Source organism: Streptomyces sp. NBC_01334 (assembly GCF_035983595.1).
Taxonomy (GTDB): Bacteria; Actinomycetota; Actinomycetes; order Streptomycetales; family Streptomycetaceae; genus Streptomyces; species Streptomyces coriariae.
This window is the reverse complement of the sequence record NZ_CP130718.1, coordinates 1593009-1613623: the sequence shown is the minus strand read 5'-3', so window position 1 is coordinate 1613623 and position 20615 is coordinate 1593009. Positions and strand designations below refer to the sequence as shown.

The 20615-nt window shown below is 70.8% G+C and carries 17 protein-coding genes; 7 read left to right on the top strand and 10 right to left on the bottom strand.

All coding sequences use genetic code 11. The features are described from left to right. Window positions 1–131: 131 nt before the first annotated feature. Window positions 132–302: a hypothetical protein gene (locus OG736_RS07300; RefSeq protein ID WP_054240969.1), complete on the bottom strand. Its 171-nt coding sequence runs from the start codon at window positions 300–302 to the stop codon at window positions 132–134. Between the two features lie 290 nt (window positions 303–592). Then, a complete protein-coding gene (locus tag OG736_RS07295; protein ID WP_327181711.1) occupies window positions 593–1123 on the bottom strand; it encodes an SRPBCC family protein in 531 nt (176 codons plus the stop codon). 131 nt (window positions 1124–1254) lie between these two features. Here OG736_RS07295 and OG736_RS07290 point away from each other — a divergent pair, with 131 nt between their 5' ends. Continuing rightward, window positions 1255–2154 carry a helix-turn-helix domain-containing protein gene (locus OG736_RS07290; RefSeq protein ID WP_327181710.1) on the top strand — a complete coding sequence of 300 codons (900 nt, stop codon included), beginning with the start codon at window positions 1255–1257 and terminating at the stop codon, window positions 2152–2154. A 231-nt stretch (window positions 2155–2385) separates the two neighbouring features. Further along, window positions 2386–3357, top strand: coding sequence for a hypothetical protein (locus OG736_RS07285; RefSeq protein ID WP_327181709.1), 972 nt, complete (start codon window positions 2386–2388; stop codon window positions 3355–3357). A 138-nt stretch (window positions 3358–3495) separates the two neighbouring features. On the opposite strand, the gene OG736_RS07280 is transcribed toward OG736_RS07285, so the two are convergent. Together OG736_RS07280 and OG736_RS07275 are read right to left on the bottom strand one after the other, a co-directional pair. After that, window positions 3496–4716 (bottom strand): metallophosphoesterase, encoded by a 1221-nt coding sequence (locus OG736_RS07280; RefSeq protein WP_327181708.1) that lies wholly within the window; start codon window positions 4714–4716, stop codon window positions 3496–3498. A gap of 317 nt (window positions 4717–5033) precedes the next feature. Next, window positions 5034–6500 carry a non-reducing end alpha-L-arabinofuranosidase family hydrolase gene (locus OG736_RS07275; RefSeq protein WP_327181707.1) on the bottom strand — a complete coding sequence of 489 codons (1467 nt, stop codon included), beginning with the start codon at window positions 6498–6500 and terminating at the stop codon, window positions 5034–5036. Between the two features lie 680 nt (window positions 6501–7180). Between OG736_RS07275 and OG736_RS07270 the strand changes: the two genes are divergently transcribed. The 3 genes from OG736_RS07270 (at window position 7181) to OG736_RS07260 (ending at window position 10300) form a co-directional block, all read left to right on the top strand. After that, window positions 7181–7330: a hypothetical protein gene (locus OG736_RS07270; protein WP_327181706.1), complete on the top strand. Its 150-nt coding sequence runs from the start codon at window positions 7181–7183 to the stop codon at window positions 7328–7330. A gap of 134 nt (window positions 7331–7464) precedes the next feature. Beyond that, window positions 7465–8895 (top strand): endo-1,4-beta-xylanase, encoded by a 1431-nt coding sequence (locus OG736_RS07265; protein WP_327181705.1) that lies wholly within the window; start codon window positions 7465–7467, stop codon window positions 8893–8895. A gap of 100 nt (window positions 8896–8995) precedes the next feature. After that, a complete protein-coding gene (locus OG736_RS07260; RefSeq protein WP_327187544.1) occupies window positions 8996–10300 on the top strand; it encodes an RICIN domain-containing protein in 1305 nt (434 codons plus the stop codon). Window positions 10301–10511: 211 nt separating this feature from the next. Here OG736_RS07260 and exaC read toward each other — a convergent pair whose 3' ends face one another. The 5 genes from exaC to xylB all read right to left on the bottom strand — a co-directional run bounded on the left by exaC (window position 10512) and on the right by xylB (window position 17233). After that, window positions 10512–12035 carry an acetaldehyde dehydrogenase ExaC gene (gene exaC, locus OG736_RS07255; RefSeq protein WP_327181704.1) on the bottom strand — a complete coding sequence of 508 codons (1524 nt, stop codon included), beginning with the start codon at window positions 12033–12035 and terminating at the stop codon, window positions 10512–10514. A gap of 158 nt (window positions 12036–12193) precedes the next feature. Beyond that, window positions 12194–13462 (bottom strand): GAF domain-containing protein, encoded by a 1269-nt coding sequence (locus OG736_RS07250; protein ID WP_327181703.1) that lies wholly within the window; start codon window positions 13460–13462, stop codon window positions 12194–12196. 128 nt (window positions 13463–13590) lie between these two features. Beyond that, entirely contained in the window at window positions 13591–14190 is a 600-nt protein-coding gene (locus tag OG736_RS07245; protein WP_327181702.1) for an N-acetylmuramoyl-L-alanine amidase, read from the bottom strand. A 366-nt stretch (window positions 14191–14556) separates the two neighbouring features. Beyond that, window positions 14557–15765 (bottom strand): ROK family protein, encoded by a 1209-nt coding sequence (locus OG736_RS07240; RefSeq protein ID WP_327181701.1) that lies wholly within the window; start codon window positions 15763–15765, stop codon window positions 14557–14559. Between the two features lie 22 nt (window positions 15766–15787). Continuing rightward, window positions 15788–17233 carry a xylulokinase gene (xylB, locus tag OG736_RS07235; RefSeq protein ID WP_327181700.1) on the bottom strand — a complete coding sequence of 482 codons (1446 nt, stop codon included), beginning with the start codon at window positions 17231–17233 and terminating at the stop codon, window positions 15788–15790. Window positions 17234–17361: 128 nt separating this feature from the next. Here xylB and xylA point away from each other — a divergent pair, with 128 nt between their 5' ends. Both xylA and OG736_RS07225 read left to right on the top strand, forming a co-directional pair. Then, window positions 17362–18528 (top strand): xylose isomerase, encoded by a 1167-nt coding sequence (gene xylA / locus OG736_RS07230; protein ID WP_327181699.1) that lies wholly within the window; start codon window positions 17362–17364, stop codon window positions 18526–18528. Between the two features lie 220 nt (window positions 18529–18748). Then, entirely contained in the window at window positions 18749–19213 is a 465-nt protein-coding gene (locus OG736_RS07225; protein WP_327181698.1) for a hypothetical protein, read from the top strand. Between the two features lie 58 nt (window positions 19214–19271). Here OG736_RS07225 and OG736_RS07220 read toward each other — a convergent pair whose 3' ends face one another. After that, a complete protein-coding gene (locus tag OG736_RS07220; protein ID WP_327181697.1) occupies window positions 19272–20615 on the bottom strand; it encodes an esterase-like activity of phytase family protein in 1344 nt (447 codons plus the stop codon).

Below are 20615 nucleotides of genomic sequence, written 5' to 3'. Positions count from 1 at the left end.
GACGGCATCCAAGTACCCTTAATCAACAGAGTCACCATTTTCGTCCTGCTGTGACAGGGGGACGTGACATGGGTGGGCACCGACGCCGTGGCGTCGGTGCCCACCCATGTCAGGTCGTGGTGAAGGTCCGCTTACCAGCGGTACCAGCGACCCCGCTTGCCGCCGCTTGCCGCAGGACGGATCACGAACCCGAGCACCCACACGATCAGCACGATGACTGCGATCCACCACAGAGCCTTGAGTGCGAAACCGGCACCGAAGAGGATCAGAGCAAGCAGAAGAACGAGAAGAACAGGAACCATAGTTATCAACCTCCGATCCATCGTGTGCCCTGCGGGGCGATCTTCACTCCTGTCGATCCCATGTGTTCCTTTTGGAGAGCGCAGGGTCCAGAGCCAGGAAAATTCCGTTGGGTGATTTCCGTTTGGAATTGGAATCCGAGGTCAAAGGGATGCATCGGTTTCGACTGCCTGGCCCCGGGGGTGCTGTCGGCAATCGGACGAGCACGGCCTCTCGGTACGTCCGCCGCCAAGGTGCTGTCTCGTACCTCCTCGCCGTTCGGAGACGGCCCCGTCGGAGGCCGCCCGAGCTGTCAGCGGGTGCGGTGGTCGGCGAGGGCGCGGTGGTCGGCGATCCACTCTGCCAGGGCGAGCAGGGTGGACTCCGCGCTGTCGGCCATGTGGTCCTGCAGCGAACAGACGTCCTGGAGGGTGTCGCCCAGGACCGGGTCGGCGCGCAGCAACCGCCAGGACTGCCGGACGACGCTGCCCCGGCCCTGCTCGTGGAAGTGCCAGTCCCAGCGCACGATGCCGTGGTCGGCTCCACCGACGACGAAGGCGAACGCGGCGCCCGGATCGGCCCGCACCACCTCGGAGTGGGTGACCCATTCGCGCCCGTCCCGGCGGTTGCGGCCGCTGAACCGGGCACCGACCCACGGACCGTCGCCCGGCGCGTAGTTCACCCCGTCGGCGCTCGGACTCCACGTCTCGATCAGTGACACATCGCTGATCAGGTCGTAGACGGAGTCCGGCGGCGCGGCGACCCAGCACCGCCGGGTGAAGGCGAAGGGAGCCAGGTCGAGCCCTGCCAGCGGGTTTCGGGGGTCTGAGGTGGTGGCGCTCATGGATTCTCCCGGAAGCGACGAAGAGGAACGCGGCCCATCCTGGAGACCGGGGCCGGGCCGAGCCAGACCCCGCCGATCCCTACCCCAGCGGGGTGAGGCGCGCGTCGTCGGCGGTACGCATACTCGGTGACATGAACAAGCACGGGCACCTCGCCGACTTCCTCCAGGCACGCCGTAGCCAACTGCGCCCCCAGGACGTCGGGTTGCAGACCTACGGTGAGCGGCGCCGGGTGCCCGGACTGCGGCGGGAGGAGCTCGCGATGCTCGCGGGCATCAGCGCGCCCTACTACACCCGCCTGGAACAGGGCCAGTCACGCAACGCCTCGCGCGAGGTGCTCGACGCGGTGGCAAGCGCCCTGCGACTGGACGAGTCCGAGCGTGCCCATCTGCACACCCTGGCCCGTGCGCCAAGACGGTCCAGGGCCGCCGGCCGACCGCCCGTCGAACGCGTCACCCCGGCAACGAGCGCGCTGCTGGCGGCCATCGAGGGCACACCGGCCGTCGTCATCGGCCGTCGCAGCGACGTCCTGGCCTGGAACCGGCCGGGGCACGGACTGTTCGCGGGGCATCTCGATCCGGACAGCCCCGACGACCCGGGCCGACGGCCGAACATGGCCAGGCTGGTGTTCCTCGACGCGCACACCCGCGATCTGTACAGCGACTGGCCCGCCAAGGCCCGGGCCGTGGTGGGCAATCTGCGTCTGACGGCCGGCCGCTTCCCGGACGATCCGCTGCTTGCCGGACTGATCGGCGAACTGGCCATGCGCAGCCCGGAGTTCGCCACGATGTGGGCCGATCACCGGATCCAGGCCTGCGATGTCGCCGACTACGAAATGCGCCACCCGCTGGTCGGGACACTGGCGGTCACCCAGCAGACCCTCCAGAGCCCGCAAGGAAGCGGACCGTCCCTGGTGGTGGCCACGGCAGCGCCCGGCTCCCCGTCCGCGACAGCCCTGACCCTGCTCGTCCACACCACGGCACCGCAGGAATCGACCCAGCCGCGCCACGGCGCCGAGACCCGCACCACCTGACCCGAGCCCCTCCGTCGCCCGAAGGCGCCCGGCGCTTGCGCATCCGCCGGAGCGTCCCACTGCCGGGCTGTCCACCTCGCCGGGCTGTCCGCCCGGTCGGACGGTCCCAGCCCGCCGGTCGGCCTGTCCGACTCCCGCCGGCAGGCGGCACGATCACGGCCGCCCCCGAAGCACCCCTCGTCCACGGCACCGCACCGCGGCTGCCGCATGCCCGAAAACAGAGAAGGAACCATGTCCGAGCGAAGCATCAAGCTGATCATGTCGGCAGTTGTGGTGGCCGCGGCCACCCTTGCAGCGGCAGTGCCCGCCGACGCGACGTCCACCGGAGGACCGCTGACACATGTGCGGGTCGCCACCCACTTCGACCTGTCCACGGGTCAGATGCCGGAGAACATCACCCTGCTGCCCGACGGCACGGCGGCCGTCACCTTCGCCGCCGGCCGCCAGGTGGCCCGGGTCACCCGCCAGGGCGCCACGCACGTCCTGGCGACGCTGCCCGCCCCGGCCGACGGCGGAGTCGACACCCCGGTCCTCGGCTTTCCCCTGGCCACCGGCATCGCCCATACCTCGGACGGCACCCTGTACGTGCTGTACGCGACCGGCACGGCCGACCTGACGGGGCTGTGGCGGCTGCGCCCCGGGCAGGCGCCGCAGCGCATCGCCGCCTTGCCCGCAGGAGGCCTGCCCAACGGGCTGGCACTGGACGAGCGCAGCCGACAGCTCTACATCACCGACTCGGTGCTCGGCACCGTGTGGACCGTTCCCGTCACGGGCGGCACGCCCCGCGCATGGTCCACCGCTCCCGAGCTCGCCTCGACCGGCTTCCTCGGCGCCAACGGCGCGAAAGTGCACGGCGGTGCGCTGTGGGTGACCAACCTGGACCAGGGCACCGTCCTGCGCATCCCGATCCGTTCGGGAAACCGTGCGGGAGCACCGCAGGTCAAGGCTTCGGGTCTGGCCGGTATCGACGATTTCGCCTTCACGGGCCGCGGAGACGAGATCCTCGCCGCCCGCAACGCCCCCAACACGGTCGTGCGCATCCGGCCGGACGGCACCAGCACCACCGTCCTGGATGCCACCGACGGACTTCAGAACCCCACCTCCGTGGCGCTGCGCGGCAATGACGTGTACGTGCTCAGCGCCGCCTACACCACGGCCACCGACCCCAATCTGCTGCGCGCCCGCCTGGGCGGCCACCGGTAGAAGGCATGGCGCGTGGGAGCCGTCGGCCCGGGAACGGTCCGGATCTTGTCCTCGGCGGGAGGGGCCCGGTCGTCTGTCGACGCCGGACCCCTCGGCTCGTGGACTGCTCCGAGCGGATGTGTCGGGCCTGCCCAGTGCTTACGGCGAGGTGGGCGGGTGCGGGGAGCGGAGCACCAGCAGGGTGATCTCGCTGGGGGCGAAGACGCGGAACGGCGGGCCCCAGAAGCCGGTGCCGCGGCTGGTGTAGAGGAGGGTGCGGGTGCCGTGGTGGCTGAGGCCGGCGACGGCGGGCTGGTCGAGGCGGACCAGGTGGTGGAAGGGCCAGATCTGGCCGCCGTGGGTGTGGCCGGAGAGCTGGAGGTCGATGCCTTCGGCTGCCGCCCGGTCGACGAACTTGGGCTGGTGTGCCAGGAGCAGGACGGGTAGGGCGGGGTCGGCGCCGTTCAAGGCTCCGGCGAGATGGGCGCGGTGGCCTGCCAGGCCGGAGGACTCGGCGGTGACGTCGTCCACGCCGGCGACCACGAGGGTGTCGCCTCCGCGTTCGAGCAGCAGATGGCGGTTGCGCAGCGGCTCCCAGCCCAGCTCGTCCATCAGGTCGACCCAGCCCTGGGCCTCGCTGTAGTACTCGTGGTTGCCGGTGACGTACACACGGGCCCGGGTGGCCTGCACGGTACCGAGTGGTACGGCCTGGGCGCGGCGGCGTTCGGCCGTGCCGTCCGCGATGTCGCCGGTGTGGCAGACCAGGTCGGCCTCCAGGGTGTTCACCGTCTCGCACACCCGCGCCGACCAGCGAGTGCGATCGAGCGGGCCGTAGTGGGTGTCGGTGATGAGGACGACGCGGATGCCGTCCAACCCGGCACCCAGCCGTGGGAGTTGCACGTCGAGCCGGCGCACGCGCGGCACGCGACGGGCTTCGACGTAGCCCCAGGTGAGCAGCACGGCAGCTGTGCCGAGGGCGGCCCAGGTGACGATTCGGGCCCGGTCCTGACTCTCGCCGACGCCGGCCACGGCCAGGGCGAGCCGCAGGAAGACGCCGAGCAGAACGGACCAGGTGAACAGAACCCAGCTGGTGCCCAGCAGGGTGTCACCCACGATCGCCGCCCGGTCCTGCTGGCGCCGGCCGTGGCCGCGCACCATCGAGAGCGGCATACCGACGAGGCCGAGGGCGAACAGGGCGGTGCCGACCGGCGTCACGGGCAGCGGCCAGTGCTGGCCGGTGTGCAGGAGCACCCAGCAGGGCACGGCCCACAGCAGGACGGGGGCGATCAGGGGGAGATAGCGCATCAGGCGGAGCAGTCGGCTCTGCCGCGGAGCTTGCGCTTCGCTGTCGGCGGGTCGGGTGTTGCTGGTGTCGGTCACGTTTCCCCTCCCTGACCAGGCTGCCGTCTCGCGCACTGTATCCGGTCGCCCTCGGGCCGGCCGGACCGGCGTTCATGGGCGCGGCCCCCTGGGGCGAAGGGTTCCCCGCGGGACGGCAAGACTCCGCCGCAGACACCTCCCTCGGCATGAGCCGCGATCAGGGAGGCCACTGTCCTCCCTGGACCTGTCCAGGATCACCACCTGGGCACTCGAAGATCAACCAACTGTGCGATCGGGTCGCGTGACCCGGGCGGGCTCGGCCTTCCGCCGAGCCCGCCACGCCGGCTCCCTGCCGGAGCCGGACTCGTGTCACGTCGTCAGCGCTGCAGTGTCAGCAGACCCGGACGGTAGGGCAGGAGGCCGTAGTCGCCGCCGGAGTCGGGGCTGCGCCCCTGGTAGAGCAACTGCAGATTGCAGGGATCGACGGTCATGCTCTGATCGGCGCTGGTACGGATCAGTTCGCCATGGCTGATGTCATTGGTCCAGGTGGCGCCACTGTTGGCCTTGCCGGCGAAGGGATTGCTCTCGGTCGCGGCCTGGGGTGTCCATGAGCCGTTCAGACCGGTGGCCGTGAACGAGCGGAAGTAGCGGCCCTGCGAGCCGATCGCTTCGACGATCATGAGGTAGCGGTTCTGGCCCTGCAGCTTGTAGACCTGCGGGGCTTCGAACAGGTTGTTCGTCGTATCGCTCATGATCACTGTCGAGGTCGTGCCGAAGCTGCCCGGGAAGTTCCCGATCGGCATACTGGCCCGGTAGATCTTGCCGTTGTCACCGGCGAAGAACAGGTACATGTTCGTCCCGTCACCGATGAGCGTCTGGTCGATGGGCCCTGTTCCGGAGCCGGTGATGCTTCCGGAGAAGAGCACCTGCTGGGATGACCAGCCGTTCGGGTTGGTGGGGTCGCTCGACGTCCGGTAGGAGAAGGCGGTCCCGCCCCACTGGTAGGCGAGCACCCAGATGTTCTTCGGCGCGAAGTAGAAGAGCGTGGGCGCGACGGTGGAAGCCGACATCGTGTTCTGGCCGGCCGAGGCCATCTCCGACCAATTGGTGAACAGGCCGAAGTTCATCGAACCCCAACTCGTCCCCGTGTCGTGCGTCGTCGCATAGACGAGTTGCCTGCCGTTGTAGGGGACTACGGTGAAGTCCTTCAACGAGGCCCACCCCGGCTTGGGCTGCGCCAGCGCGCCCGTTGATGTCCAGCGGTATGTCGACGGAAGATCGCACGGGCCGGGATCGGCGCCGCCGACCTTGACGAGCTGCCACTGCTGGTTGGTGCCGCCCCAGTCGTCGTACTGGACGGTGTTCGCGTTGTCGGCGGTGGATGCGCCTTGTACTTCGAGGGCCTTGTTGCTGTGGCGCGAGATGAACCTCACGTAGCCGTCCGAGCTGTCGGCCAGTCGCCACTGCTGGTTGTTGGCGTTCAGGTCGGACCACTGGACGATCGAGCCGCCGTTCGCGGTGGACCAGTTGTAGACGTCCAGCACCTTGCCGGAGTGGCGGGACTTGATGCGGTAGTAGCCGCCCCCGGAATCGACGAACTGCCACTGCTGCTGGTTCTGGTCGTTCCTGGTCCACTGAGTGATGCGGGCGCCGTCGTTGGTCGCCATGTTGTAGACATCCAGGGCCTTGCCGCTGTTGCGGTTGACCAGCACGTACGAGGCGTTGGGGTCTACGGTCGCCGCGTCGGCGGGCTGGGCACCGAGGAAGGTGGCCACGAGCAGCAAGGGCGCGAGGACGGCGAGTAAGCGTCCTGGACGGACCGGGGACGGGCGGCGAAACCACATCAGAGGGCCTCCTTGGGGGGCGGGGGTGAGGTGACCCCGATGAATCGCGGGGCGGACGCGCCGGGGGCAGGGGCAATCTCGAAACATTCGAAGAATTCCCGGATGCTGTGACGCCACAAGCTAGGAATGTGGAGCCCTCTGGTCAAGGCCTGTCGCCGATCTGTCCACAAACAGCGCCTCCCCTTCGAGCTTGACGAGCTGTCACGCCGACCGGAGACGCTCCGGCTTGTGCGCTACAGCTCGCCAGCCCAAGGCATCCGCGCGGTGGTGAGAAGTCGAGTCGGCGGCGTCCGCACCCTCGTCCGGGCCCCGGCCGCAGGGCATCCGCCGACGCGACGCCGGGGGTTCGCCGTCCGGCTCGCCGGGATTCCGGAAATTTTCGGGCGAGGTACGGAAACTTCTTCTGCGGGGAGTATTGACGATCCATCATCAATACCTCAATCATCCCTGTCTGAGAACCCGGCCATAGTTCGAGATATCGAATCGCGTCGGCCCTGAGCAATCTGTGCTGCACGGCAGATCCACGCGCAACTGCACGACAGATCCGCGCACCGAAGCACCTGCGCCACCCGTCTCGTTCCGGTGAGGTCCGCACCAGCGCGTCCTGGCTCTTCGCACAGTCGGAGAGGTGCGCGACGCCGCGTGGCGGTCCCCCGGCTGAGCCGCGATGGAGTACCCCCATGCCTGTGTCGAAGCACCGCCGCCGCCCCGCCGTACCTCACCCGACCGCCGAACGTCACCCGACCGCCGAACGTCACCCGACCGCCGAACGGCACCCGATCTCCGACCGGGTGCCGTCCGTGCCGGTTCAGATCGTCCCGGTCCCATGACCGCGGTGTCCGGTGATTCCGTACCGCCCGGGTTCCGGCCGGCCCCGTCCGTCTGCCGAGCGGGAGCGGACGACGCATTCCTCTGCGCTTCCGTCCTTCCGTCCTTCCGTGATGTCTACCTTGGAGGCACAGCCATGGGCTCGTACGCCCTTCCCGGACCCGTTGTCCGCCGGAAGATCCGCGGCCTGATGTTGGCGCTGGTCGTCGGCGTCCTCTGTACGGTCGCCACACTGGTCGCGCCGCCGACCGCACACGCCGCCGAGAGCACGCTCGGTGCCGCGGCGGCGCAGAGCGGCCGCTACTTCGGCACCGCCATCGCCTCGGGCAGGCTGGGCGACTCGGCGTACACGACGATCGCGGGCCGTGAGTTCAACTCGGTGACGGCCGAGAACGAGATGAAGATCGACGCCACCGAACCGCAGCGGGGCCAGTTCAACTTCACCGCCGGTGACCGCGTCCACAACTGGGCGGTGCAGAACGGCAAGCAGGTGCGCGGCCACACCCTGGCCTGGCACTCCCAGCAGCCCGGCTGGATGCAGAGCCTCAGCGGCAGCACGCTGCGCCAGGCGATGATCAATCACATCAACGGCGTGATGGCCCACTACAAGGGCAAGATCGCCCAGTGGGACGTCGTGAACGAGGCCTTCGCCGACGGCAGTTCGGGAGCCCGGCGCGACTCCAACCTGCAACGCACAGGCAACGACTGGATCGAGGTCGCCTTCCGCACCGCGCGCGCCGCCGACCCGGCCGCCAAGCTCTGCTACAACGACTACAACGTCGAGGACTGGACCTGGGCCAAAACCCAGGCCATGTACGCCATGGTCCGAGACTTCAAGCAGCGCGGCGTGCCGATCGACTGCGTCGGCTTCCAGTCGCACTTCAACAGTGGCAGCCCCTACAACAGCAACTTCCGCACCACCCTGCAGAACTTCGCCGCCCTCGGCGTCGACGTGGCCATCACCGAACTCGACATCCAGGGCGCCCCGGCCACGACCTACGCCGGCGTGACCAACGACTGCCTGGCCGTCCCGCGCTGCCTCGGCATCACCGTCTGGGGTGTGCGCGACACCGACTCCTGGCGGTCGGAGCAAACGCCGCTGCTGTTCAACGGCGACGGCAGCAAGAAGGCCGCCTACTCCGCCGTCCTCAACGCACTCAACGGCGGCACCTCCACGCCCCCTTCGGATTCCGGACCGATCAAGGGCGTCGGTTCAGGCCGCTGCCTGGACGTGCCCGGCACCAGTACCACCGACGGCACCCAGCTCCACCTGTGGGACTGCCACAACGGCACCAACCAGCAGTGGACGTACACCGCCGCCGGCGAGCTCAGGGTCTACGGCAGCAAGTGCCTGGACGCCGCCGGCACCGGCAACGGCACCAAAGTCCAGATCTACAGCTGCTGGGGCGGCGACAACCAGAAGTGGCGCCTCAACTCCGACGGATCCATCGTCGGCGTCCAGTCCGGCCTCTGCCTCGACGCCGTCTCGGGCGGCACCGCCAACGGCACCCTGATCCAGCTCTACTCCTGCTCGAACGGCAGCAACCAACGCTGGACCCGCACCTGATGGGACCTGCCATCAACGAAAGGGTGAATCGATGAAGTCCTCCGGTGCGGCTCCCCCCGCTCCTCCACGCAGGCCTCGCTGGTGGTCGCGGGTCGCCGCCGTGGTGGCTGCGACCCTCGCGATCGGCATGCTCGTCGCGGTGAATCCGGCGCCCGCCGAGGCGGCGACGGTGGACACCAATGCCTGGTATGTGCTGGTCAATCGAAACAGCGGCAAGGCGCTGGACGTCTCCGGCGCGGCCACCGCCGACGGCGCGCGGGTCAACCAGTGGACGCGCAACGACGGAGCCAACCAGCAGTGGCAGTTCGTGGACTCCGGCGGCGGCTTCTACCGCCTCAAGGCCCGGCATTCGGGCAAGGTCCTCGACGTGGCCGGCGCCTCGACCGCAGACGGTGCCGCGATCCAGCAGTGGACCGACGGCAACGGGGCGAACCAGCAGTTCCGCCTGGCCGACTCCGACGCGGGTCACGTCCGGCTGATCAACCGCACCAGCAGCAAGGCGGTGGAGGTGCAGGGCGCCTCCACCGCCGACGGCGGCAACGTCGTCCAGTACTCCGACTGGGGCGGTGCCAACCAGCAATGGCAGATGATCAAGCTGTCGTCCGGTGGCGGCGGCGGTGGATGCGGCAGCGCCCCGACTCTGGCGAGCGGTACACACACGATGCAGAGCGGCGGCAAGAGCCGCAGCTTCATCCTCAGGGTTCCGGCCAACTACGACAACAGCCGCCCCTATCGCCTGATCTTCGCGTTCCACTGGCGGGGCGGAACCGCCGCCGAGGTCGCCTCGGGCGGCACGAGCGGGAGCGCCTGGTCGTACTACGGCCAACAGGAACAGTCGAACAACGCCGCGATCCTCGTCGCGCCCCAGGGCCTCGGCAACGGCTGGGCCGACTCGGGCGGTGAGGACATCACCTTCGTCGACGACATGATCCGGCGGATCGAGGGCGGCCTCTGTGTCAACCCGGCACAGCGCTTCGCCACGGGATTCAGCTGGGGCGGCGGTATGAGCTACGCACTCGCATGCAGCCGGGCGAACGTCTTCAGGGCCGTCGCGGTCATGTCCGGCGCTCAGATCAGCGGGTGCAACGGCGGCACCCAGCCCATCGCCTACTTCGGAATCCACGGCATCAGCGACAACGTCCTCAACATCGGGCAAGGACGGTCCCTGCGCGACAAGTTCGTCGCCAACAACGGCTGCACCGGCCAAAGCCCGCGCGAGCCCGCGTCGGGCAGCCGAACGCACATCACCACCACCTACTCGGGCTGCCGTGCCGGATACCCGGTCCAATGGGCCGCGTTCGACGGAGGTCACATGCCCGGTCCGGTCGACGGCTCCTCCGGCGAAAGCGGCGTCACCACCTGGACCAAGGGAGAGATCTGGAGGTTCTTCGCACAGTTCCAGTGACACGCCCGCACCACGGAGTGGAGCCAGGGTGATCCTGGCTCCACTCCGTCGACGTCGTTCCACAAGGACGCCGCTCGGTCCGCGGCTCGTCCGGGGCGGGTGCACCTGGGAAGGCGCACAGTGGCGGAGGATGTCGCGCTGATCGCGGATGGTGACTTCTGCGTCGGGTTGCCTGAAGCGCGACGGGCCTCCAGGCGAACGGCGGTGAGCTCTAGAAGAACCCGAGCTTCTTGGGGCTGTAGGAACAAAGAATGTTCTTCGTCTGCTGGTAGTGCTCCAGCATCATCTTGTGCGTCTCGCGGCCGATGCCCGACTGCTTGTAGCCGCCGAAGGCGGCGTGTGCCGGGTACGCGTGGTAGCAGTTCGTCCAGACGCGACCCGCCTGGATCGCCCGGCCCGCGCGGTACGCCGTGTTGATGTCCCGCGTCCACACGCCGGCCCCGAGGCCGTACGACGTGTCGTTGGCGATCTTGATGGCGTCGTCGAAGTCGTCGAACGAGGCCACCGAGACGACCGGACCGAAGATCTCCTCCTGGAAGATCCGCATACGGTTGTCACCCTCGAAGATCGTCGGCTGGACGTAGTATCCGCCCTTCAACTCGCCGTCGTACTCCGCGCGTTCGCCGCCGGTGAGGATCCTCGCACCCTCCTTCCGGCCGATGTCGATGTAGGAGAGGATCTTCGCGAGCTGGTCGCCGGACGCCTGCGCGCCGATCATCGTGTCCGTGTCGAGGGGGTGGCCGGGCTTGATGAGCTCGGTGCGGGCGACGGCCGCCTGAAGGAAGTCGCCGTAGTTGCCGCGCTGGATCAGCCCGCGCGAGGGACAGGTGCAGACCTCGCCCTGGTTCAGCGCGAACATGGTGAAGCCTTCGAGGGCCTTGTCGCGGAGGTCGTCGTCCTTCTCCCACACGTCGTCGAAGAAGATGTTCGGTGACTTGCCGCCGAGCTCCAGGGTGACCGGCTTCAGGTGTTCGGCCGCGTACTGCATGATCAGCCGGCCCGTGGACGTCTCGCCCGTGAAGGCGACCTTCGCCACCCGCGGGCTGGACGCGAGCGGCTTGCCCGCCTCCGGCCCGAAGCCGTTGACGATGTTCACCACGCCCGGCGGGAGCAGGTCCCCGACCAGGCTCATCCAGTAGTGCAGCGAGGCCGGGGTCTGTTCGGCGGGCTTGATGACCACCGTGTTGCCCGCGGCGAGGGCCGGCGCGAGCTTCCAGGTGGCCATCAGGATCGGGAAGTTCCACGGGATGATCTGCGCGACGACGCCGAGCGGCTCGTGGAAGTGGTAGGCCACCGTGTCGTCGTCGACCTCGCTGAGCGAACCCTCCTGGGCCCGCACCGCGCCGGCGAAGTAGCGGAAGTGGTCGATGGCCAGCGGGATGTCCGCCGCCAGCGTCTCACGGACGGGTTTGCCGTTCTCCCAGCTCTCCGCGACCGCCAGGGGCTCCAGATGCGCCTCCATGCGGTCGGCGATCTTCAGCAGGATGTCGGAGCGCTCGGTCGCCGAGGTGCGGCCCCAGCCCGGCGCGGCCGCGTGCGCCGCGTCGAGCGCCCGCTCCACGTCCTCCTCCGTACCGCGCGCCACCTCGGTGAACGTCTCGCCGTTCACCGGGGACGGGTTGTCGAAGTACTGCCCCCGGGCCGGCGGCACGTATGCGCCGCCGATGTAGTGGTCGTAACGCGTCTGGTAGGAGACGATCGCGCCCTCGGTGCCTGGCGCCGCGTAACGGGTCATCCTGCTCTGCCTCCCTCAGCAGCGCTGCCCGCCGTTGGGCAGCTCTCCGCGGGAGGCTAGGCAGGCGGACGTTGCATCCACGTTGCGGTACCCGCCGGGACGCCTTGCCTGCCGACGCCTCGACTGCGGACGCCTCGACCGCGGACCGCTCGCCCGGCCTACGGGTGCGGCCATCCGGTCGGCGCCGCCAGCTCCGACTCGAGGGACGCGAGGCGAGCCCGTACCGCGGCCGTCGGGCGGGCCGCGGCGAGCGCCCGCCACACGTCGAGGTCGTCCTCGCCCCACGGCGCGTGCGCCCAGTCCGCCAGCAGATCGGGGTCGCCGCGGGCGATCAGCGCGGCGCGCAGACCCTCGGCGAGACGGCGTCTGAGCCGCGCCACCGCCGGTGCCTGCGAGGACGGCAGCGGCGGCCCGGTGTAGGCCGTCGCGGCCGCCGTCACCGCGCCTGCCGCCAGCCTTCGTTCGACGACGGCGACGTCCGACTCGCACGCGACGGTGAGCCGGTAGGGGCGCGAGGCCAGCAGCCCGGGGCCGAGTACCCCGCGCAGCCGGGCGAGTTCGGCCCGCAGCGTCACCGGGGGGACCGACTCGTCCTCGTACAGCGCGCACAGCAGCTCGTCGCCCGTCAGGCCCTCGGGACGGCGGGCCAGCAGCACCAGGATCTCGCTGTGCCGGCGGCTCAGCCTGAGGTCACGCCCGCCGGTGATCAGACGCGCCTCGTCCCGGCCCAGCACGGTCAGCCGCGGTGCGTCGACGGCAGGCCGCTCCGGGGCGAGCAGCGCCAAGTGGGCCTCCGCGGCCCGCGCGACCGCCTGCACGAAGCCCAGGCTGTGCGGATGCGCCAGGCCGTCCCCGCCGGTGATGTCCACGGCACCGAGCACCCGCCCGGTCCGCGGATCGTGCACCGGAGCGGCGGCGCACGTCCATGGCTGCACCCGCCGGATGAAGTGCTCGGCCGCGAACACCTGCACCGGCCGGTCCAGGGCGACCGCGGTACCCGGCGCGTTCGTCCCGACCGCGCTCTCCGCCCATCGCGCACCCGGCACGAAGTTCATCCGCCCCGCCTGCCGCCGGGTCGCCGCGTGCCCCTCGACCCACAACAGCCTGCCGTGCGCGTCGCACACCGCCAGCAGATGCTCGCCGTCGGCCGCGAAGGTGCCCATCAGCTCACGGAACAACGGCATCACCCGCGCCAGCGGATGCTCGGACCGGTAGGCGCCGAGATCGCCGTCGGTCAGCTCGACGCTCGCCGTGCCGTCGGGACCGACGCCGGCCCGCGCGGAACGCCGCCAGGAGTCGGCCACGACGGAGCGCACCGGTCGCGGCACGGTGCCCGCGTCGGTGAACGTCTCATGCGCCCGGCGCAGGACCCGCACCCGCTCGGCGGGGTCGGCACCCGGTTCGAGGGCCACCCAGGGATCGTTCAACTCGTCCTCCCGGCAGGCGATACGGCTGGGGACATCGTCACGCCGGGTACGCGGACCGACAACCGTTTGGACGACGTGACTGCGAAGGTGACGATCCGCCGGCGGCCCGGTGTGCGGTCAGGTCCGGGTCAGGCGCTGCCGACGAGTCTCAGGTAGCGGCTCCAGTCCCAGTTCGGACCGGGATCGGTGTGATCGGTGCCCGGCACCTCGTAGTGGCCGATGATGTGCGCGCGGTCCTTCGGGATGCCGTACCGGTCGCAGACCGACGCCGTGAGCCGGGCGGACCCCTCGTAGAGGGCGTCGGTGAAGTAGGCGGGTCTGTCGACCCACCCTTCGTGCTCGATACCGATGCTGCGGGTGTTGCAGCCCCAGTTCCCCGCGTGCCAGGCGATGTCCGACTCGCTCACGCACTGCGCCACATGACCGTCCACGGAGCGTACGACGTAGTGGGCGGACACCTTCTTGCGCGGGTTCTGAAAGACGGTCAGGGCTTTGGAGTAGAGGGTCTGCGTGACATGGATGACGACGCGGTCGACGGGATGACTGACGGGGCGGTCCGCCGCCGTGCGGTTGGTGTCGGTCGCGGGCTGCCACTCGGCGGGCGGGTAGTCGACAGTCCGAGGCCGGGCGCCCGCCTGTGCGTCGGGCAGCAGTACGTACGGAACGGCGGCGAGGGCTGCGCCCTTCAGGATCCGTCGTCGTCCGGGGAGGGATTTCGCTCGTTCCACAGGGGTGCTGCCTTTCGGGTCTCGGACGTCCGGCGGGCGGCACCGGAGCGCGTACGGGGCGGCGGTCGATCCGGTACGCGTCCGACTCGCCGAACCCGTGATCCCGTACCGGCCGGACACTGCCGTCACCACTCGGCGGCCGTGTCCCGCACGCATTACGCTACGGCGCCGGCGGGCAGGGCAGGAGGACACGCCGGGGTTCGGTGGACGAGCGCGCGACTGTGGACAACTCGCTCACCCGAACGGGGAGTTCCGGGCCCATCCGATCGGCACCCTGGGCGCTGTGAGCGCGGATGCCGGCCTGTGACGCGACCGGCGAGCCGGCGGAGGTGCCGGGCCGGGCGGCCAGGTGCACGGCCCGTCGGCTCAGGCCCGCTCCGCCACCACCGCGGGATCGTCCAGCACGGCCCGCACCACCGAGTGCGCGGCCCCCAGCAACGGGCCCTCGGGACCCAGCCGGGAGACGGACACCGCACGGGCGGGGCCCGCCGTACGCCGGGAGAGCTCGGCCTCGAGCGACGGCAGCAGCCACGGCGCGAGCCCGGCCAGGGCGCCACCGAGCACGACACCCTCCGGGTCCAGGAGATTGAGCGCCCCGGTGAGCGCGATGCCGAGGGCCGTTCCCGCCTCGCGCAGCGCCCGCCGTACGTCCGGGTCGCCGTCCGCGGCGCGTCCCGCGAGGAGTCCGACGCGGTCCTCGCCCGGTTCCAGTCCGGCCGCCCGCAGTACCGCCTCCTCACCGGCGTACTGCTCCAGACATCCGCGCCCGCCGCACCCGCACTCCGGTCCGTCCGGGTGCACCGGCACATGGCCCAGCTCACCGGCGAAGCCGCGGGTGCCGCGCAGCAGGCTGCCGTCCACGACCAGCGCGGCGCCGATGCCGATCTCCGCCGACACGTGCAGGAAGTTTCCCGGAGTGTCCGCGCCGAGCCAGAGTTCGGCCAGCCCGCCGAAGTTGGCCTCGTTGTCCACGGTCAGCGGGAACTCCCCGGGCAGCAACGCGCCGAGGTCGACGTCCTGCCAGTCGAGGTTGGGCGCGCGGACGACCGTACGGGCGTCGCGGGCGACCAGGCCGGGGACGGCCACGGCGAGTCCGGCCGGCCACAGCCCCTCGCGTTCCGCCTCGGCGACCACCCGGCGCACGAGGCCGGTCAGTTCCTCGACCACCGGCTCGGGGGAGCGGCCCCGGTTGGTGCCGTGCCGCACGGCGCGTGCCCGCACCTCGCCGCGCAGGTCGACGGCGCAGGCCGCCAGGTGGTCGACGCCGATCTCGGCACCTATGCCCGCCGGACCGCGCCCGCTGACCGCCAGCGCCGAACCGGGTCGGCCCACCCGGCCCGGCCGCTCGGGGCCCAGCTCCTCGAGCAGTCCGGTGCGTATGAGTTCGTCGACGAGGGTCGAGACCGCTGCCCGGGTCAGGCCGATGCGTGAGGCGACCGCAGCGCGCGAGAGCGGTCCCTCGGCGCTGACGGCGTGCATCACCCGGGCCAGGTTGCGGCGGCGCATGCCCTGCTGGGTGTCGGGCAGTGCGCGCCCCGGGCCGGTCGGCCGGGCCTCGTGCAGCGGTGCGGTCATGCCTCCGTCCATTCGTCGATGCTCAGTGGGCGTCCGTGCTCCGGTCCAGCAGCGGGGCCGCGTCGGAGAGTACCCCGGCGATCCTGGCGAGCGTCGCCTCGTCCCGCTCGACGGCGTCGAGCACCGGACCCCGGGTGGTGTTCCAGCGGCGAGCGACGGCGGCCGGGTCCTCGCCGGTCAGCAGGCCCGCCGCCTGGGCCGCGGCCCCCAGCGCGACGAGTTCCTTGGCCTCGGGCACCTGGACCGGCCGCCCGGACAGCCGGCGCACGGTCTCCTGCCAGGCTGTGCCCCGGGCGCCGCCGCCGATGAGCAGCAGGGGCGCCGAGCGGTCCGCGTCCTCGTCGAGGACCAGGTCGAGTGCGCCGAGCAGGGAGTGCACGGTGCCGTCGTAGGCGGCCTGGAGCAGCTGGCCGGCGGTCGTGTCGTGGCGCAGACCGTGCAGGAGGCCCGAGGCGTTCGGCAGGTTCGGGGTGCGTTCGCCGTCCAGGTAGGGCAGCAGCGTGAGGTCCGCGGCGGGTTCCACGGCCTCGCGGTCCAGACCCAGCAGGGCGGCGACGCGGTCGACGGCGAGGGTGCAGTTCAGGGTGCAGGCCAGGGGCAGCCAGTCGCCGTGCGCGTCGGCGAAACCCGCCACGGTGCCGGTGGGGTCGGTGGGGCGGCGCTTGGCGACCGCGTACACCGTGCCCGAGGTGCCGAGGCTCAGCACGGGCGTGCCGGGGAGCAGCCCGAGGCCCAGTGCCGCCGCGGCGTTGTCCCCGGTGCCCGGGGCGACCAGGGTGCCCTTGGCGAAGGGCAGGTCGTGACTGTCGCGTACGGTGCCCGCCACTTCCCCGGGCCGCACCACACGAGGCAGCAGCGCCGGGTCGAGTCCCACGTGGGCGAGGATCTCCGCGTCGTACGACTCGGTCGCGGACGCCCACCAGCCGGTGCCGGAGGCGTCACCGCGGTCGGTGGTGCCCTCACCCGTGAGCCGCTCGGTGAGGTAGTCGTGCGGGAGGCGTACGGCCTTCGTGGCGCGCAGGGCCTCCGGCTCGTGCTCCGCCAGCCAGGCCCACTTCGTGACCGTGAAGGACGCGGCCGGGACGGATCCGGTGCGTTCCGCCCAGAACTTCGCTCCGCCCAGTTCCTCGGTCAGCCGACGGGCCTGCGGGGCCGAGCGGACGTCGTTCCACAGCAGCGCCGGACGCACCGGCTCACCGCGCTCGTCCAGCGTGACGAGCCCGTGCTGCTGCCCGCCGACCGACACCGCGGCCGCCTCGCGGGCCGCGTCGCCGCACTGGTGCAGGGCCTCGCGCAGGGCGTCCCACCACTGACGGGGGTCGCTCTCGCGGCCGGCGCCCGAGGTCACCGTGTGCGGCGCCTGGCCGCTCGCGACGACCTGGCCGGTGGCCGCGTCGACGACCAGCGCCTTGGTGGACTGGGTGGACGTGTCCACGCCGACGACGAGCGGACCCTCGGCTGCTGACATCGGGTTCTCCCTCAAGTTTTTCCGCGGCTCTGCGGGATCTGTCTTCCCAGAGATGCGTCCGCATACTAATTTGTAAACTGCCATGACGAAATAGTCAGCGACACAGTCTTCAAGCAAGGAGCCGCGGCATGAGCTACCAGCCCACCCCCGATGACAGGTTCACCTTCGGCCTGTGGACCGTCGGCTGGCAGGGAAGGGACCCGTTCGGTGACGCCACGCGGCGTGCCCTGGACCCGGTCGAGTCGGTGCAGCGCCTGGCCGAGCTGGGCGCCTACGGCGTGACCTTCCACGACGACGACCTGATCCCCTTCGGGTCCTCCGAGAGCGAGCGCGAGGAGCACATCAAGCGCTTCCGCCAGGCCCTGGACACCACCGGCATGACCGTGCCGATGGCCACCACCAACCTCTTCACGCACCCCGTCTTCAAGGACGGCGCGTTCACGGCGAACGACCGTGACGTGCGTCGCTACGCCCTGCGCAAGACGATCCGCAACATCGACCTGGCCGTCGAGCTCGGCGCGAAGATCTACGTCGCCTGGGGCGGCCGTGAGGGCGCGGAGTCCGGTGCCGCCAAGGACGTACGGGTGGCCCTCGACCGTATGAAGGAGGCCTTCGACCTCCTCGGCGAGTACGTGACCTCCCAGGGCTACGACCTGAAGTTCGCCATCGAGCCCAAGCCGAACGAGCCGCGCGGCGACATCCTGCTCCCGACCGTCGGCCACGCCCTGGCCTTCATCGAGCGTCTGGAGCGCCCGGAGCTGTACGGCGTGAACCCCGAGGTCGGCCACGAGCAGATGGCCGGGCTGAACTTCCCGCACGGCATCGCCCAGGCGCTGTGGGCGGACAAGCTCTTCCACATCGACCTCAACGGTCAGTCCGGCATCAAGTACGACCAGGACCTGCGCTTCGGCGCCGGCGATCTGCGCTCCGCGTTCTGGCTGGTCGACCTGCTGGAGAGCGCCGGTTACGCGGGCCCGAAGCACTTCGACTTCAAGCCGCCGCGCACCGAGGACCTCGACGGTGTGTGGGCCTCGGCCGCGGGCTGCATGCGCAACTACCTGATCCTCAAGGAGCGTGCGGCCGCGTTCCGCGGCGACCCGGAGGTCCAGGAGGCCCTGCGCGCCTCCCGCCTGGACGAGCTCGCCCAGGCCACCGCCGCCGACGGCCTGGAGAGTCTGCTCGCCGACCGCACCGCCTTCGAGGACTTCGACGCCGAGACGGCCGCCGCCCGCGGCATGGCCTTCGAGCACCTCGACCAGCTCGCCATGGACCACCTCCTGGGCGCCCGGGGCTGAACCGGCACGCACGCGTGTGTGCACCGGGGAGCGTGCACACACGCGTGCCGTCGAACGCTCGGTTCTCGCTCGGTCCTCGCTCGGTCTCCGCTCGGTTCTCGCTCGCCTTCGAGCGACCTCCGCGCGGAATACGCCGGAATCATGCGGTCCATGGCATGAGTCGGTATCAACTTCCGTGCGGGGCTCGCGCCGCGAGCGGTTCCCCGCGACGCTGGACGGTATGGCCATGCCGCCCGTACCGCCTCGACCGCCCGGACCGCCGGGCGACATGCCGCCTCCGGGCGGCTTCGGACCGCCCCGCTCCGGCTACGGACCCGACGACGGGACGGGCGGGGGCGGCTGGTCGCCGCCTCCATCGGGTCCGCCGGGCGGGTCCGGAAGGCGGAGGAACCCCCTCTTCGTCGTCCTCGCGCTGCTCCTCACGGCCGGGGCCGTGGTCGCCGTCGTGCTGATGAGAGGCGACGATTCGCCGGACGGCGAGCCGAACGTCGGCAACAGCACCGGCAGCGGCGCCACCCCCGCCCCGTCCTTCAGTCTTCCGGTCGAGCTGCCCAGCGGCTTGCCGACCGAGCTGCCGTCGCAGCTCCCCACCCGACTGCCGAGCCGGCTGCCGACCGCGTTGCCGAGCGATCTGCCGAGCGATCTCGAGTCGCTGCTGCCGTCCCTGGAGGAGTTGTTGCCCTAGCGGTCACGCGCGCGTGGCCGCCGCACAGCGCCACGCGCGCGGGCCGAGGTGCCGTCGCTCACACGCCGCGCGGCAGCCGCACGTAGGTGACCGTCGTCTCGATGCCGCTGTCGACGAGCCGGCCCTGCGCGTCGAACGCGCCGGCGCCGTCCGTCATCCCGAAGTCGTTGTCGTTGATGAGGGCCAGCGTGGAGTGGTCCACGAGCGCGACGCCCTCGATCTTCCCGGGAACCCCGGTGACCGTGCCGAGATCGACGGCCAGCCGCTTCGCCAGCACCGGGACTCCCGAGGCCGCGGGGTCGTCCAGCTGCTCCAGCGAGGGGGACGTCGTGTCGTCGTCCCAGCGGCCGCCCAGGATGTTCGCCGCGCGGCTCAGTCGTACCAGGTGCAGCCGCGCGGCCTTGTCGGTGCGCTCCTCCACGAGCAGCCGGTCGCCGCCCACGGCGACCAGCGAGGAGATCTTGAGCTCGGAGGTGTCGTCCTCGCTCGGGTCGACGACCTCGACCGGGTCGAAGCGGTACGCGTACTCGGCGGTGACGGCCTTCTTCTTCGGTGAGAAACGCAGCAGACGCGTGGTCCGCGAGCCTTCTCCCGCGTCCGTGTCCGGAAGCGACAGCGGGCTCTGCACCGCCAGGACGAGGTCACCGCCGGGGAGTTGGGCCAGCCCCTCGAGGCCGCGGTTGATCTTCCGGTGCAGCAGGACGGCCGGCAGCGCCTCCACCACGGGGTAGTCCGTGCCCGTGAGCTTCAGCCCCTGCGGCACGTAACGCGTCAGCACCTTCCCGCGCGCGGAGACGTGCACCAGCGAGGGCCCGTACTCGTCGACGAGCCAGAAACTCCCGTCCGCCGCCCGCACGATGCCCTCGGTGTCCAGCCCGTCCGGGTTGTACGACACCGACGTCTGCGCGTCGTAGGAGTACGGCGCCTCGTCGCGCCCCGCCTGGTTCGACAGGCCCGTCACGGGCTTCCCCGACTTGGTGGTGACCGGGATCGCCTGGAGCACCTTCACCGCGTCCCCGGACACCCGGATCCGCACGATCGCGGGGTCGAACCCGGGCACCGGGAACGTACGGCGCTTGGTGCCGCCGACCTTGATCTGTCCGTTGGGCCCGCGGTCGGTGACCGTCCAGAACTCGCCCTTGCGGCCCGCAGGATAGATGTCACTGCCGATGCCGCCGAGGTCCACGCCCCGGTCGTCGGCCACCGTGCCGGGCAGCAGCGCGTTGCTGAACGTCCCGAGCGGGATGTCGGCGAGCGTCGCGGTGCGCGTGACGTGCGCCTCCTGGGCCCCGGTGCCCGCGGCGGCCGGTCCGGCGGTGGCGAGCGCGGCCAGCACGGCGAGCGGTACGCCCGCCGCGACGGAACGGTGGACGCGGCGCCGACCGGTGGCGTGCGGGGACAT